This is a genomic window from Sphingosinithalassobacter tenebrarum, from assembly GCF_011057975.1.
Lineage (GTDB): Bacteria > Pseudomonadota > Alphaproteobacteria > Sphingomonadales > Sphingomonadaceae > Sphingomonas > Sphingomonas tenebrarum.
Genome location: NZ_CP049109.1, coordinates 2890629 through 2905924 on the forward strand (window position 1 = coordinate 2890629; position 15296 = coordinate 2905924).

Sequence of the window (15296 nt, forward strand, 5' to 3'; positions counted from 1 at the left end):
GGAAACGCTCGAATCGGTCGGCCGGAATGTCCTGCTTCAGGACGAATTTGCACCACCTGTTGCATAGCTGCCACGTATTTTCGGGCCTGACCGAGGCCTTTCCGTAACGGCAGCAAGCCGTCACCCCTCGCGGGCGACGTCGTAGCGCGACAGGTAGCGTTCGAATTTCGGCGCGAGATCCTCGACGGTCAGCCCGTACTGATCGAGCTTGTAGGCGTGCTTGCCGAACTTGTTCTGCGGATTGTCGTCGAGCCAGGCCTGCATCGCCGCCTCGGCCTCGGGGGTGAACTCGTCGCCCAGCGCCGCATAGAGCTTGCGCATCGCACCCAGCGGATCGTCGGTCAGATCGGCATAATGGACGTCGACCATGCTGTCCTCGCCATGCGCATCGCGATAATTCATGATCCGCTCGGCATGTTCGACTGCCTGATAGGTGCAGTTCTCGCGCAGCCAGTCGGTATCGACGCGGCCCATGAAGCCCATATGCGCCAGGCTGATGATCGAGCAGAAGCTGCCCGTCGCCGTGAACGGATCGCGATGCGTCCACACCAGCCGCGCATCGGGATAGATGGTCTTGATCGTATCGAGCCACAGCGCGTGGCTCGGCATTTTGAGGCTCCACGTCCCCGGCGCATCGGCCTGGAGCAGCTGGAGAAATTTCTTGTGATACTGGTACGCCGACGTCATGTCGGTCGAGAAGAGCCAGTCGCGATAATTGGGCAGCTTGCCGCGCGATTCGAGCGCCAGCGCCTTGAAATCATGCGCCATGAAGAAGATGCACTCGTTCGGATAGACCGCCGAGTTGCGATAATATTTGCCCATCTCCGGGCGCGCGGCGAGCATCGCCTTCTCGCGCTCCAGCGCCACGACTGCACGCGGATCGGTCTTGAGCGTATCCGACGTCGCCGGCGGCACCGGATTGTCGATTTCCCAGGTAAGCGGCGAGCGCCGCGCCGGATCGCAGGCGAGCAGATTGCTCAGCAGCGTCGTGCCGGTGCGCGGAATGCCGAAGACGAAGACCGGCTTTTCCACCGGCCGCTCAAGCAGCTCGGGCCGCTGGCGCAGATAATCGGCGACTTTCAGCCGGTTGGCGAGCAGCTCGACCAGATTGGCCTGCAGCCGCCCGACCCCCTGTTCGGAAAGCCCCGCTGCGTTGACGTCTGCGACATAGATGTCGAGCCCTTCTCGCCAGCTGTTTGAATCGAACTTTTCCAGGCCGGTCGCCTGCATTGCCTGCGTTACCAGCGCGTCCGCGTTCAACTGGGCGGTCATGCTCGTCTCTCCTGATCTGTTTTGCGCAATCATGCTGAGGCGAGGCGGTCGGGCCAATGGAGTTGACTGTCGGGGTCGGGCCGTAACCATGCGTTTGGGCCATAACGGGCTTGGGTCGATCTTCGCCCGACTGTCTCCCCACCCGTCACCCCGGCCTTGAGCCGGGGTCCAGCTGCCTTCCTTCCACGTATCGAAAGCAGAAGAAGCTGGATTCCGGGTCAAGCCCGGGATGACGAAAGACGGCATAGCCCAAGCGCCCTACTCTCCCTTGCGATAGCTACGCTGGCGAAATTGCCGCGGCGAAGCGCCCGTCGCCCGGCGGAAGGCATAGGAAAAGCTCGACGGCGAGGCGAATCCCAGCGCGAACGAAATCTCCTTGATGCTCTGTTCGCCGCCCAGCATGCGTTTCGCCATTTCCACGCGTGTCTGCGCGATATGCGATCCGATCGAATGTCCCCTGCTCGCGCGGAAACCGCGCGTCAGTTGCCGCACCGAAATGTTGCAGAGCGCCGCCAGCTCTTCGAGGCTCGGTACCGGCCCGATCTCCTCCAGTCGTTCATCGATCCGCCGCAGCCGCCAGGAGGCAAGCCCGCCGGTGATCGGCCCGTCGGCGATTGCCTGGCAATAGCGCGCGACTTCGATCGCGAGCTGGCCGACGATATGATCGCGCAACGCCTCGCTTCCGGGGGCGTCGTGCCGCATTTCCTCGGCGAGCCGGCGCAGGCAGAAACGAACATGCGGCTGGGCGATGTCGAGCCCCGCCGCCAGCCGCCGGTCGGTCCATTCGATCCCGCCCTCGAGCCAGCGATCGACTGCCTCGGCAGGAATCTCGCACACGATCGACGCCTGATCGCCGCCCTTGTCGCTCAGGATATGCAGCCCCTCGCCCGGCGGGATCAGGAAGATATCGCCGATCGGTTCGAACCGATGCGGCCCCCAGCGCTCGCGATAACAGCCGCGCGCGCCTTCGGGCCGCGGAGTCAGGCACATGTCGAGCCAGTATCCGTGCTCGCGCCGGAACAGCCGGTCAGTCGGCGCGTCGAGCTGGAAACGCGCGATCCGCACCGGACCGAGCGCAGTCATGCGCTCGGAATCAAACGCCGTCTGAGCAAAATTCTCGCGCGTCACGCGCCGCCTCTCCGTCTCTTTTTCTTTCGTGGCCATTTGCCAGCATTACGGCCCGAAGTCGACACCGGCACCGATTGCGCATCGCCGCGCGCGGGCGGACACTCCCGCCCGACATGCCGGGAACGGCGGACACGAGATCTGGAGAGCGACATGGCCAAGGGACTTTTCGACTGTACGGGCAAGGTGACTCTGGTCACCGGCGGCAATGGCGGCATCGGGCTGGGCTTCGCGATGGGCGTCGCGAAAATGGGCGGCGACATCGCCATCTGGGCGCGCAATGCCGAGAAGAACGAAGCCGCCAAGATGCAGCTTCTCGAAGCCGGCGCGGGCCGTGTCGAAACCTATCAGGTCGATGTCAGCAGCGAAGAGGCGATTACCGAAGGCTATGACAAGCTGCTCGCCGATATGGGCCGGCTCGACAGCGTCTTCGCCAATTCGGGCCGCGCCTCGCGCTCGCGCTCGGTGCTGACGCTCGACAGCGGCGAATGGAACGACTTGCTCGCGGTCAATCTCCACGGCGCCTTCTACACCCTGCGCGAGGCCGCCAAGGCGATGGTCAAGCGCGCCGAAACCGGCGATCCGGGCGGGTCGCTGGTCTATTGCGGCAGCCTGTCGATGTTCCACGGCGTTCCCGGCATCGAGAATTACGCCGCGTCGAAGGGCGGGATGGGCGCCGTGATTCGCGGCATGGCGGCCGAACTGGGCAAACACGGCATCCGCGCCAACACCATCGCGCCGGGCTATGTGAAGACCGGCATTGGCGGTGACGCCGAAATGAGCGAGGAAATGAAGGCGCGCATGGCCGCGGTCGACGCGCATTTCTCCGCCAAGACGCCGATCCCCCGCCCCGGCGCGATCGAGGATTTCGAAGGTATCGGCGCCTATCTGGTCAGCGACGCATCGCGCTTTCACACCGGCGACACGATCGTGATCGACGGCGGCAGCCTGATCTATCCGCCCTACGCATTCTGATCCCCGGAGCGAGAGGAGCCTCCCCATGCACCATCTGCTCAACATTCATGGCGTGAACGACGTCCGCCTCGACGACTATCAGCGCCCCGAACCGGGCCCCAATGACGTGGTCGTCAGGATGAAGGCCTGCGGCATCTGCGGCAGCGACCTTTCCTACATCAAGAATGGCGGCATCCCGGCGGGTAATATCACCGCGCTCGGCCATGAAGGCGCGGGCGAACTGATGTATGTCGGCGACAGCGTCGAAGGCGTGAAGGTCGGCCAGCCGGTGATCGTCAATCCGATGAACACGCCGAGCTATATCGGCTCGGGTGGCCCCGAAGGCGCCTTTACCGAGGAACTGCTCGTCCGCGACGCGCGGCTCGGCGCCAGCCTGCTGCCGATCCCCGAGGGCATTCCCTATGACGTCGCGGCGATGTGCGAGCCGCTCGCCGTGGCGATGCACGGCGTCAATCGCGCCGAGGCGAAGGAAGGGGACAAGGTCGCGATCTTCGGCTGCGGCCCGATCGGGCTGGGCATGGTGCTCTGGGCAATCGATCGCGGCTGCCAGGACGTGATCGCGCTCGACCTCGCCGAGGAACGGCTCGAACGCGCCCGCGCGCTCGGCGCGCACTCGATCAATCCGGCCAGGGAAGACGTCGCCGCGCGGATCAAGGAAATCCACGGCACGACGACCGTGTTCGGCCGCGAGAAGGCGCAGACCGACGCCTATATCGATGCCGCCGGCGCGCCCTCGATCCTCGCCGACGTCGTCGCGCTCGCCAAGACGCATGCGCGGCACGTCATTACCGCCGCGTACCTGAAACCCATCGAGCTTCCCGCCGGCCAGATGCTGACGACCGAAATGACGATCACCACGGCGGTTGGCTATCCGACCGAATTTCCCGATGTGATCGACGCGATGCCGCGCCTGAAGGACAAGATCGCCGCGATGATCAGCCACAAGCTGCCCTTCGCCTCGGTGCTCGACGGGCTCAAGATCGCCGCCACGCCGGAATCGGCCAAGGTGATGATCGCCTTTGACGAGGCCGAGACGTGAGCGAGGCGAAAGCGGGCAAGCCCGCGCTCGCCGGGCTGGTCCGCTCGGGCGACGCGCAGACCGAAGCGGTCGCGATCACCGATTTCATCTTCATGGCGAAGGATATTTCCAACGCCTATCTGGTGACGACCGGCGACGGCGACCTGATGGTCAATACCGGCTTCATGGACAATGCCGATCGCAATGTCGGCCTGCTGGCACCCCACCGCACCGGCCCGATGCGCCGCATCATCCTGACGCAGAGCCATGCCGATCATTTCGGCGGTGTGCCCGAGTTTTCGGACGAGGGCACGCAAGTGATCGGCGGCCCCGGCTATGCCGAAAACTGGGCTGACATGAAGCGGCTCCAGCCCTTTTTCGGACCGCGCAGCGCCAAGCTGTGGAGCGGCACGCTCAATCGCGGATCGGCGCCCAAACGCCCGCCCGAAGTGACGCCCGACCTGATCGTCGAGGGACGCCACGCCTTCGAACAGGGCGGCCGCCGTTTCGAGCTGCTCCACACGCCCGAAGGCGAGACCACCGACGGCCTTACCGTCTGGATGCCCGACGAAAGGATCGCCTTCACCGGCAATCTGTTCGGCCCGGTCTTCCTGGCGATGCCGTTCCTCTGCACGATCCGCGGCGACAAGCCGCGTTCGGTGCGCAGCTACCTGAAATCGCTTGAAACCGTGCGCGATCTCGGCGCCGAGATGCTGATCACCGGTCATGGCGATCCGATCACCGGCGCCGACCGCATCGCCGCCGACCTCGACCGGATGCACGCGGCGGTGAGCTGGGTACGCGATTATACGCTCGACGGAATGAACGCGGGGCGGACGGTGCACGAACTGATGCGCGACATCGCCCTGCCCGAGAACCTCACGATCGGCGAGTTTCACGGCAAAGTGAGCTGGGCCGTGCGGACCATCTGGGAGGAATATGCCGGCTGGTTCCGCTATGAGGATGGCACGACAGCGCTCTACGGCGTCCCGCGCTCGGCGGTACATGGCGATCTGGCGCAGCTGGCCGGCGGCGCCGGTCCGCTGGCTGACCGCGCTGCCGAGTATGTCGCCGAGAACAAACCGTTGCAGGCACTCCACCTCACCGACATCGCGCTCGACGCCGAGCCGGAACATGAAGGGGCGCTGATCGCCAAAAAGGCCGCGCTCGAAGCGCTGCTCGCGGCAAGCGGCGGATCGAACCTCTCCGAAACCATGTGGCTCAAGGCCGAAATCGGCGCGGTCGAGAAGGCGCTGGGCACCCCCTAATTCCTCCCCCGGAGGGGGAGGGGGACCGCCGAAGGCGGTGGAGGGGTATTGGCCACAGGCGACGCCCTTCGCGGCAAGCTACCCCTCCACCACCGCCTCCGGCGGCGGCCCCCCTCCCCTTCCAGGGGAGGAACGGGCACCCAACGAAAACGGGGCGCAGCGATTATTCGCTGCGCCCCGCTTCCTTATCCTTCGTCACCCTGAACTCGTTTCAGGGTCCACTCCTCCACTTGCGCGGATGGTGCTTGATGCACGGTGGATGCTGAAACGAGCCTGTCCCGAGCTTGTCGAGGGGTTCAGCATGACGAAGTAAGATAGTCGGGACGGTCCCCCCGGCCGCCCCGCACCATCACCCCTTGCTCGGCAGCTCCGCAACGGCGGTGCCGATCGCCGACATCTCGCCGCGATGCGTTTCCGCGCGCTGCTGGATCTCGACATATTTCTTGCCGTTCTCCTCGAACTTGCGGACGATACTGCCGTCGATGAAGATCACGTCGCCATCGGGATTGTGGCGGCGGATCTGGCAGTTCGACTTGTGCAGGAAACCATCGTCGCCGATCCAGTTGGTGACCTGATGCGTCAGCCAGCTGCAGCGCTCGGGCCCATAGTCATAGGCACCCGGCGTACCCACTTCGCGGGCGAAATCATCGTCCCAATGGACGCGCTCGGGAACGTCGCGCACACCGAACTTGTTGGGAATGCCCAGGCCCGGATGCTGGTCGATCAGCTTCCAGTGCAGCTTGTTGGCGCGGATATAGAGGCCGCCCCAGCCCTGCGCATAGCCGATGAAGCCGGTGACCGTCATCGGGCCCTTCATCATGCGGGGCAGCTTGTCGCCTTCCTGCACGTCTTCCCAGTAGCGCGGGGTCGCGCCGCGCACTTCCTCGTTGCGATAGAGCTCGAACCACTCCTGCATCTGCTCGTCGGTGAACTTGTTGCTCACCGATTCATGCTCGGCGCGGGCTTCGGTGTACTTCGTGCCGCGTTCGCGCGCTTCGTCACGATCGGTGCGGAAGACATAGCTGTCGCATTCCGAAACCTTGTCGCCCGACTGGTTATAGAAATCGACATGATAGATCTGCTGGTAGGCCGTGCCCGCGAAGCGCGTCTCGTGCTTGATCAGATCCTTGAGATAGGCCTCGGTCGAGATCGTGTCGTTGCGCAGCACCGGCTTGTGCCAGGTCCAGTCGGCGCCCGCCCACATCGCGTGCACGCCGGGCAGACCGCCGCAATAGCCCGAAACGATCCGGCTGGTCGAAAACAGAAAGCTCGGCAGCGCGACGATCGAACCGTATTTGGTCTTCTCGGCATAGGCCGGGTCGCACCACAGGGGATTATCGTCGCCGATGCCGTGGGCATAATGGCGGATGCCATCGCGCGTGGCTTCGTAATTCCACGGTTCCACGGTGTTCTCGATCTTCACCCCGATGCGCTTGCGCAGATCGGCGAGGCCTTCCTCGGTAATCTTGGGGAATTTGGTCTTCTGTTCGGCTGCCGTAGCCATGGTGCTCTCCTTCAAAATTCCGAAATACTAATATCAAACAGCCGCTTGCCCTGAGCTTGTCGAAGGGCCGTCCTGTTCTTCAGCGCCGCGCGGAAAAGAAGAACAGGGCTTCGACAGGCTCAGCCCGAACGGGTTGAGGGTCAAAGGGTCAGGCCGCTGCTTTCGCCCGCTCCGCCTCCATATCGCGCAATTTCTTGCGGTGGACCTTGCCGGCGGGCGTCTTGGGAAGCGCGTCGACAAATTCGATCACGCGCGGAAATTCGTGCTGGGCGAGCCGCTCGCGCGTGAAATTCTGCAGTTCCTTCACGAAATCGTCGCTGCCCGCGCGATCGGCGATGATGAATGCCTTCACCACCTGCCCGCGCTTTTCGTCGGGAACGCCGATCACCGCCGCTTCCTTCACATTATCATGTTTGAGCAGCGTATTCTCGATCTCGACCGCGCTCATCGTCCAGCCCGCCGAGATGATCACATCGTCGGCGCGGCCGCAGTGATAGAAATAGCCGTCCTCGTCGATCTTCGCCCGATCCTTGGTCGACAGCCAGCCGGACCGCTTTTTCAGCATCAGCTCGCCGATCTCCCCCGGATCGGTGGGCGTGCCGTTGGGCCGCTGCACCTGCAGCTCGAGCCCCGGTATCGCCTTGCCGAGCGACCCCGGCTTGACGATGAAGTCCTCCGCGCCCGGAAAATTGACCAGCACCACGCCGATCTCGGTCGTCCCGTACATCGAACAGGCATCGACACCGAAGGTCTTGTCGATCCATTCGAGCGTCGCCGGGTCGATCGGCTCGCCGGTGAAGGACAGCTTCTCGATCGCGAATTTGAAGGCCTCGGACTGACCCGAATTCTTCATCATGCGATAATGCGTCGCCGCCGCCGACATGTTGGTGATGCCGTAATCCTGAAGCCCCTGCATCAGCCGCACCGGATCGAACTTGCCCGCGAACGTCCCGGTCGAAACGCCGAGCGCGAGCGGCGCCAGCGTGCCGTGCCACAGCCCATGCCCCCAGGCGGGCGAGGACGGGCAGAAAAACTCGTCCCCCGGGCGGATGCCGGTGCCGTAAAGCGCCGCGAACATCAGCGTGACGAGCGCCTTGTGGCTGTGCTTCACCGCCTCGGGCAACTCGCGCGTCGTGCCGCTGGTGTACTGGAACACCGCGAGATCATCGGCCGCCGATTGCGGCTGATAGGTCGCCGGATATTGCGCGATTTCGTCGAGCAGCCCCTGATCGGCCACCACCACGCGCAGCCCCGGCACATTTTGTGCCATCGGCGCCTTTTCGGCATTGGTGACGAGGATCTTGGGCTTGCAGTCATCGACTCGCAGCCGCAGCGCGTCCGGCCCGAACAAGGTGAACAGCGGCACGCTGATCGCGCCGGTCTGCATCGCCCCGAACAGGCAGACATAGAAGGGCAAAGAGGGTTCGAGCATGAAGGCAATGCGGTCGCCCTTGGCGATGCCCTGCGCATCGAGCCAATGGGCGAACCGCGCCGCCCCCGCGGCAATCTCGTCAAAGCTCAGAATCTCGTCGGCGCCGTCCGCATGCGCGATCCGCACCGCCGCGCGGCCCGACCCGTCGGCGTGGCGCGTAATGCATTCGTTCGCGATGTTCAGCGCCTCGCGGTCGCCGTCGAACAGCTCCCACAAAGCGGCCGAATTGGCATGTGCCTGCGCGTCGGCGAACGATGTGTATTCGGTCAGTTTCGTCATGGCTTCCCGCTGGATTCCAGATCGGTGCAGGGCAGCGAGACTCGCCTTCCCTACTCGCGAGTAGCCTTATGGCACAGGATGAAGGTTGTTGTATATACAGAACGTTGTTCTATATATTGAACAACCTCGAGAGTTGCGTTACTAAGTTCCTCCCCGAGCTTGGCTCGGGGAGGGGGACCGCTCGCGAAGCGAGTGGTGGAGGGGCCGTCGCGCAGCGGCGGTTACACCGCCGGCCCCTCCACCAGCCTGCGGCTGGTCCCCCTCCCCCAGCGAGCTGGGGGAGGAATTAGAGGAATCTACCCAATGCCCGACCGCCAGCTCGCCACCGGAACCGCCCGCTCCAAGGCCCCCGCCATCACCCGCGCCGCGGCGATCCTCCGCCTGCTCGGCAAGAGCGACACCCCGCTCGGCGTCCAGGCGATCGCGCGCGAACTGGGCCTCGTGCCCAGTACCGCGCTCTATGTCCTGCGCGCGCTGGCGGAGGAGGAGCTGGTCGCGTTCGATGCCGACACCAAACGCTATTCGCTCGGCGCGGGCACGCTCACCCTCGCGCGCCAATGGCTCCGCCGCAGCCAGTTCGCCGACCTCGCCCAGCCGGTGCTGGACGGCATCGCCCGCGATTTCGGCGTGACCGCGCTCGGCGTGGAGATTGTCGGGCTCGACCATATGGTCGTCGTCGGCATCGCGCAGGGCGGCGGCAATTTCCAGCTGAGCGCCCAGATCGGCAGCCGCTTCCCCGCCCTCATCAGCGCGACCGGCCGCATCACCGCCGCCTGGGGCGACTATTCGGACGCCGAACTCGAACGCCGCTTCGCCGCGCTGCGCTGGGACGAACCGCCTGCATTCGAACACTGGATGGAACAAGTCCGCGAAACCCGCACACGCGGCTATGCGGTCGATGATGGCAATTACATCGCGGGCGTGACCGTCGTCTCCGCGCCGGTCTGGAAAGGCCCCGGCAAACCCAGCCAGGCGCTGATCGCCACCGGCATCAGCTCGGCGGTCCAGCGACGCGGGCTGGAACCGCTCGCGGCGGCACTGATGGACGGCGCAAGGATGGTTTCGCAGCAACTGGGCGGATAGTGACGTCCCTCCAGTTCTCTAAACACCTACAGGTCTAGATTCTTCCTGATATAATCAACAACTGCAGCCTTTGCCGCCGCTACCACTAGCCCGACAGACGCCTTTCCTATCAAGCTCAACGCGTCGTCAATCGCCATCACTATTCCAACCTTTGCCGTCATAAGAGGCAGTTCCAATCGCTCCCAGAGGCTCTTGGCATACTGCATCGCCTGAAGAGCATCTTCTCTGTTTTCGATATGCTCGTTGGTCGTCCTCAGTGAATCGATAGCATCGCCCAATTCCTTGGACACTCGAAGATAGTGAGGGTCGTTATGATCAAATCTGACTATGCCATCCGACGCCGGCGCAGAATATTCCCCTACGCCTGATAAATCTGGATCACCATCGCCAGAGACCGAAGAGACCTCGACGTGCTGGCTAATTGCGCGCTCCCTGTCGATCCTCCGAAGCGTTCCATTGTCGAACTCATAGTCAGCAAATACAGGGTTCCTCGAAGTGGGCCTTAGAACACCTAATCCTTCAAAATTTGTCTGGTCATCCACGACAATCCCGCTCAAATTAGTGTCTGGATCTATATTACCACTAGAAAAGTCGGATCCTCGTATATCGACACCGTCTAACTTCGCATGCTGAAATCGTGCCCCAGCTCCCCGAACTGCTCGCATTGAACTACCTGATAACTCAGAATAACCGAAATGGAGTCGCTGAAGGTTACACCCGTCAAAATTCGCGTTAGGGGCTCGAATGAAACTAACCTTAGCGCCTTGAAAATTTGAATTTGTGAATTTCGTCTTCTCGCAGCGCGCCTTTTCAAAAAGCGAATATGAAAAATTACGGCCACTCAGATCCATACCTGACAGGTCAGCTTCACGAAAATCGCAGCGGCTCAAATCGATCTCACCAGACGCAAGACGCTTCATGTCTTCTGAATCCGCCAATCCACCCTCCCGAAGCATTTCTAAGATATATTAGTCATGGTTTTAGATCGAGATAGATCGAAAATTTCTCCGCCCTCCCATGCACGGTCTGATCACAACAAAAACAGCCCGCACCCCAAAGGGCACGGGCTGTTTCCTTCCACAGTCAGGGCAGCCAGGCCGCCCCGCCGTTACTTCGCGTAAACCGGGAACATGCTGGCGTCGCCATAGTCCTTGATCGGCTCGGCATTCTTCAGCGTCGTCATATCCGCCTCGGAAATCTCGAAATCGACTTCGGCGTTCGACGCGATATGCGCCTTGGTACCCGATTTGGGCAGCGGCAGCGTGCCGAGCTGGAGGCAGTAGCGGATGCAGAGCTGCGGCACCGACACGCCGTACTTCTTGGCCATTTCGGCGATTTCGGCATTGTCGAGAATCTTGCCGTGGCCGACCGGCGAATAGGCTTCGACGAGGATGCCCTTGCTTTGCGTATATTCGATCAGATCGAACGGCGTGTTGCTGACATGGGCGAGGATCTGGTTGACCATCGGCGCGACCTTGCCGTTGTCGATCAGATTGTCGAGATCGACCTGTTCGAAGTTCGACACGCCGATCGCGTGCAGCTTGCCCGCTTCGAGCGCTTCTTCCAGCGCGCGCCAGGCGGCGAGGTTGCCTTCGAAGAAATGCTCGCCGTTGCGGAATTCACCCCAGGGCTGCGGGCTGTGGATGATCATCATGTCGATATAATCGAGCCCCATCTTGGCGAGCGACCCGTCGATCGCCGCCTTGGCGCCTTCATAATCCTTGATGCCCGCGTCGAGTTTGGTCGTGACGAACAGCTCCTCGCGCGGCACGCCCGCGGTGCGGATGCCTTCGCCGACGCCCGCTTCGTTTTTGTATGCCTGTGCGGTGTCGATATGGCGATAGCCGAGTTCGACCGCGTCGCGGACGACCTGCGCGACCTTGCCGTCCTCGATCATCCAGGTGCCAAGGCCGAGCTTGGGAATGGCGACCCCGTTCGACAGGGTGTAGCTTTCGTTGCGGATCATGTTGCAGCCTTTCTGATGTCTCAAAATACGAAATTGCAGCGCCCCCGCTGCGCTTGATCCCCAATTTAGGCCTTCGCGCGAGATTGATAATCCGCAACAATCGACATGGGGTATTGAGACCAATTCAACAATCGGCGTGGAACTGGCTATTGCACCCGACTGTGCTAGGTCAGCAGCACACGACGGAGGGGGGAGAGAAGATATGCGGGCGATATTGGCCTTGCTGACACTGACGCTGGCCGTCGCGGTACAGGCGAGCGTGCCGACCGCCGCGATCGACGAGTTTATCGCAACCGCCATGCCCGAAACCGACACGCCCGGACTCGCTTATGCCGTGGTCGAGGACGGCACGGTCCATGCCGAAGCACGCGGCGAAACGCTGCTAGGCAGCGGCGACAAGGTGACACCCGACACCCCCTTTCTGCTCGGCTCTATCTCCAAAAGCTTCACGGCGCTGGCGGTGATGCAGCTTGTCGAGGCGGGCAAGGTCGATCTCGACGCACCGATATCGCGCTATCTGAGCGTCTTTGCGGATAGCCCCGGAAAGGCGATCACGATCCGCCAGTTGCTTGGCCACACCAGCGGCTATTCGACGCTGCAGGGCAATGACCGGGATCGCGACGCAAACGACTCCGCCGACGCGCTTTCACGTCAGGTCGCCGCGATCGCGCAACGGGTTCCCGCACAGGCGGCCGGCACCCATTGGGACTATTCGAACGCCAATTACCTGATCCTCGGCGCGCTGATCGAAACCGTGAGCGGACAGGAGTATGCCGCCTATATCGAAGCGCACATTCTGCGCCCGATCGGCATGACGCACGCCTTCGTTGCCGACGGCGCGGCACATGCCGAAATGGCGCGCGGCCATTTGCCGTGGTTCGGCACCAAGACCCCGCTCGATGGCGCCGGCACCGACCGCACCACTGCCCCGGCGGGCGGCATCGTCGCCAGCGCCAATGACATGGCGAAATATCTGGCGGTGATGATGAACGGCCGGGACGATGTGCTGAGCGCTGCGGGCAAGGCGCAAATGCTGCGCCCGGCGAGCGATGCATCGCCCTATTACGGCTTCGGCTGGGGTCTCGATCCCGAAGGCGGCACTGTCTATCACAGCGGCACCAGCCCCGGCACCGAAACGCTCGCGCAGATGCGCCCGGCCGAGAAGACCGGCGTGATCATCCTGATCAATGCGGGAAGCGGCTTCGGCTTCGGCGAGAACGCGGCGCTGATGAACGGCATCGCCGCCCGCGCGCTAGGCCTCGACACCCCCGCCCCGGACGGCCGCTGGGGACAGAAGGCGACGTTCGTCACGCTCGCGCTGCTTCCGCTGCTGTTTATCGGCTGCATGCTCTGGGCATGGTTTCACCGCGCCGCGCTGCGCCGGAAAACGGGCGTAGCAGGCGCGTTCAGCCTGTGGTTCCCGCTGGTCGCGATGGCGGCGATGGCCTGGGTGTTCGTATGGCTGGTCCCTGCGCTGTTCGGCACGTCACCGCAGGCATTGTGGCACTTCGCCCCCGATCTGACGCTGGCGCTGGTCGCGAGCGCGGTTATGGGGGTGGTGTGGGCGGTGTGGCGGCTCGCGCTGGCCTATGGCGGGAGAGCGACGGCGGGCTGAGTGTTCCGAGGTTGCCGCCCCCCCAACCGTCACCCTGAACTTGTTTCAGGGTCCACGCCTCAACCTGCGCGGACGTCGCTTGTTGCACGGTGGATTCTGAACCGAGTTCAGCATGACGACCCTATGGGGGCTGGCCCGCCCCAAGAGAGCCGCCCTATCGCCGCCCCACCGCCAGCACGCTGCCCTCGGCATCGCCCGAAACGAACACCGTCCCGTCGCCCGCCACGGCAACGCCCGCGAACGGCACCATCGGCCCCGACATATTGCCGACGCCGCCGAGCAGATGCGGCCGCACGCCCGGCGGTGCGCTGACGGGCAGGCCGCTGGCGATCGTCGCCCGCGCGCCGGTGGAGAGCGTCACTTCAATGAGGTCCTTCGACAGGATATCGACGACGTAGAGCGTGTCGCCCGCGACCGCGATGCCCTGCGGCTCCTCCAGCCCGTCGACCACCGTCTCGACCTTGCCGCCCGACAGCTTCACCACGCGCCCGCCCTGGCTTTCGCTGGCATAAACCGTGCCGTCACTGCTCACGGCAACGCCCATCGGCAGCTTGAGTCCTTCGGCGATTACCTCGACGCTACCGCCCTTGGCCGAATAGACCTTCCCGGCGGGACCATCGGCAAACACCACCGCGCCGTCCGGCCCCACGGCGACGCCGTACAGCACTTCATGCTCGGCCGAGATCGCTTCATGCGCGCCCTCGGCGGGTTTCCAGCGCGACACCTGCCCCATCGAATTGGTCGTCACCCATTCGCCCGGCCCGCTCGCCGCGACACCGCGCGTGAAGCCGGGGAAACCCGGCGAAAACAGCATGCCCAGCGTTTCGAGCCCGCCGCCCGGCACCAACGTATAGGTAAAGCCGCCATCGGCGACGAACAGCGTTCCATCACTCGCGACCGCGAGCCCCATCGGCCATTGCAGCCCGCGCTCGACCAGCGGACGCACCTTGCCCTCGCCGAGGATCTCGAACAGCTCGCCCGGAATTCCCGATACGAACAGCCGGTCGCCGACGAACGAGCAATTGTCGAGCCCCGGCGAAAGCTGCGCCAGCAGTTCGCGCTCGCCGGTCTGCGGGTCGATGCGCAGCACCTGCCCGCTCGCCACCTGCGTCGAAACGATGCGGCCCTTGCTGTCGAACTTGACCGAGTCCGGCACGCCCAGATCGCCCGCGACCACTTCCGGCTCGCCGCCGTCGAGGCTCACCCGCCAGATCTCGTTGGTCGCCATGATCGGCATGTAGAGCATGCCGTCCGGCCCGACTTCGAACGCATTGGGCATCGGCACGTCGGGCAGGATCATCCGCGCCTCGCCGCTGCTGCGATCGAGCTCCATCACGCGCCCGCCCATCCGGCATTCGCCCGCGATCAGCCGGTCGCCGTACATGGTGATCGGGTTCGCCACCGGCATGTCGCCGTTAAGCACGCGATACTCGCCCTTGGGGCTCAGCACGCCGATCCGCCCAACGGTGATTTCGGTGGTGTAGAGATTGCCCGCGCCGTCGAACGCCAGATCGTCGGGCGCGATGATCGGCCCGTCGACGGCGCTGATCGTCTCCATCGCGCCGCTGTCGACATCGATCGCGCTCACGCGGCTGCCCGCGACCTGCGCCACGTACAGCCGCCCGTCGGCGCCCGTGCGCAGCCCGTTCGATCCGAAAAGGCGGCTGGGCGGCGTTACACGCGCGACTGCCCAGCCTTCTGCCGCGGCGAGCGCCCCGGCAACATAACGTCCCTGATCCGCGCTCATGCGACCCTCTCC

General features: G+C 63.8%; 12 protein-coding genes. 5 read left to right on the forward strand and 7 right to left on the reverse strand.

Going from position 1 to position 15296, the window contains the following annotated elements:
• Positions 1-120: 120 nt before the first annotated feature.
• Both G5C33_RS14275 and G5C33_RS14280 read right to left on the reverse strand, forming a co-directional pair.
• The gene (locus G5C33_RS14275; RefSeq protein WP_165327842.1) at positions 121-1272 is read right to left on the reverse strand and encodes a sulfotransferase family protein; all 1152 of its coding nucleotides are present in this window, start codon (positions 1270-1272) and stop codon (positions 121-123) included.
• Between the two features lie 258 nt (positions 1273-1530).
• Positions 1531-2355, reverse strand: a complete 825-nt coding sequence (locus tag G5C33_RS14280) for a helix-turn-helix transcriptional regulator (RefSeq protein WP_228275080.1) — start codon at positions 2353-2355, stop codon at positions 1531-1533.
• A 195-nt stretch (positions 2356-2550) separates the two neighbouring features.
• On the opposite strand from G5C33_RS14280, the gene G5C33_RS14285 reads away from it, so the two are divergent.
• From G5C33_RS14285 to G5C33_RS14295, 3 genes are read left to right on the forward strand one after another with little or no spacing between them, the layout of a single operon-like run.
• Entirely contained in the window at positions 2551-3372 is an 822-nt protein-coding gene (locus G5C33_RS14285) for an SDR family NAD(P)-dependent oxidoreductase (RefSeq protein WP_165327844.1), read from the forward strand.
• A gap of 25 nt (positions 3373-3397) precedes the next feature.
• Positions 3398-4411, forward strand: a complete 1014-nt coding sequence (locus G5C33_RS14290; RefSeq protein ID WP_165327845.1) for a zinc-dependent alcohol dehydrogenase — start codon at positions 3398-3400, stop codon at positions 4409-4411.
• A complete protein-coding gene (locus G5C33_RS14295; RefSeq protein ID WP_228275081.1) occupies positions 4408-5658 on the forward strand; it encodes an MBL fold metallo-hydrolase in 1251 nt (416 codons plus the stop codon). Before G5C33_RS14290 ends, G5C33_RS14295 begins: the two co-directional genes overlap by 4 nt.
• A gap of 349 nt (positions 5659-6007) precedes the next feature.
• Here G5C33_RS14295 and G5C33_RS14300 read toward each other — a convergent pair whose 3' ends face one another.
• Positions 6008-7162: an FAS1-like dehydratase domain-containing protein gene (locus G5C33_RS14300; protein WP_165327846.1), complete on the reverse strand. Its 1155-nt coding sequence runs from the start codon at positions 7160-7162 to the stop codon at positions 6008-6010.
• 148 nt (positions 7163-7310) lie between these two features.
• Positions 7311-8873, reverse strand: a complete 1563-nt coding sequence (locus tag G5C33_RS14305; protein ID WP_165327847.1) for an acyl-CoA synthetase — start codon at positions 8871-8873, stop codon at positions 7311-7313.
• A 303-nt stretch (positions 8874-9176) separates the two neighbouring features.
• Here G5C33_RS14305 and G5C33_RS14310 point away from each other — a divergent pair, with 303 nt between their 5' ends.
• Positions 9177-9956: an IclR family transcriptional regulator gene (locus tag G5C33_RS14310; protein WP_165327848.1), complete on the forward strand. Its 780-nt coding sequence runs from the start codon at positions 9177-9179 to the stop codon at positions 9954-9956.
• 26 nt (positions 9957-9982) lie between these two features.
• On the opposite strand, the gene G5C33_RS14315 is transcribed toward G5C33_RS14310, so the two are convergent.
• Positions 9983-10894 (reverse strand): pentapeptide repeat-containing protein, encoded by a 912-nt coding sequence (locus tag G5C33_RS14315; protein WP_165327849.1) that lies wholly within the window; start codon positions 10892-10894, stop codon positions 9983-9985.
• 170 nt (positions 10895-11064) lie between these two features.
• On the reverse strand, positions 11065-11922 hold the full coding sequence (locus G5C33_RS14320; RefSeq protein WP_165327850.1) for an aldo/keto reductase: 858 nt from the start codon (positions 11920-11922) through the stop codon (positions 11065-11067).
• 202 nt (positions 11923-12124) lie between these two features.
• Here G5C33_RS14320 and G5C33_RS14325 point away from each other — a divergent pair, with 202 nt between their 5' ends.
• Positions 12125-13537: a serine hydrolase domain-containing protein gene (locus G5C33_RS14325; protein WP_165327851.1), complete on the forward strand. Its 1413-nt coding sequence runs from the start codon at positions 12125-12127 to the stop codon at positions 13535-13537.
• A gap of 154 nt (positions 13538-13691) precedes the next feature.
• Here G5C33_RS14325 and G5C33_RS14330 read toward each other — a convergent pair whose 3' ends face one another.
• Positions 13692-15284 (reverse strand): Vgb family protein, encoded by a 1593-nt coding sequence (locus G5C33_RS14330; protein ID WP_165327852.1) that lies wholly within the window; start codon positions 15282-15284, stop codon positions 13692-13694.
• Positions 15285-15296 lie beyond the last annotated feature (12 nt).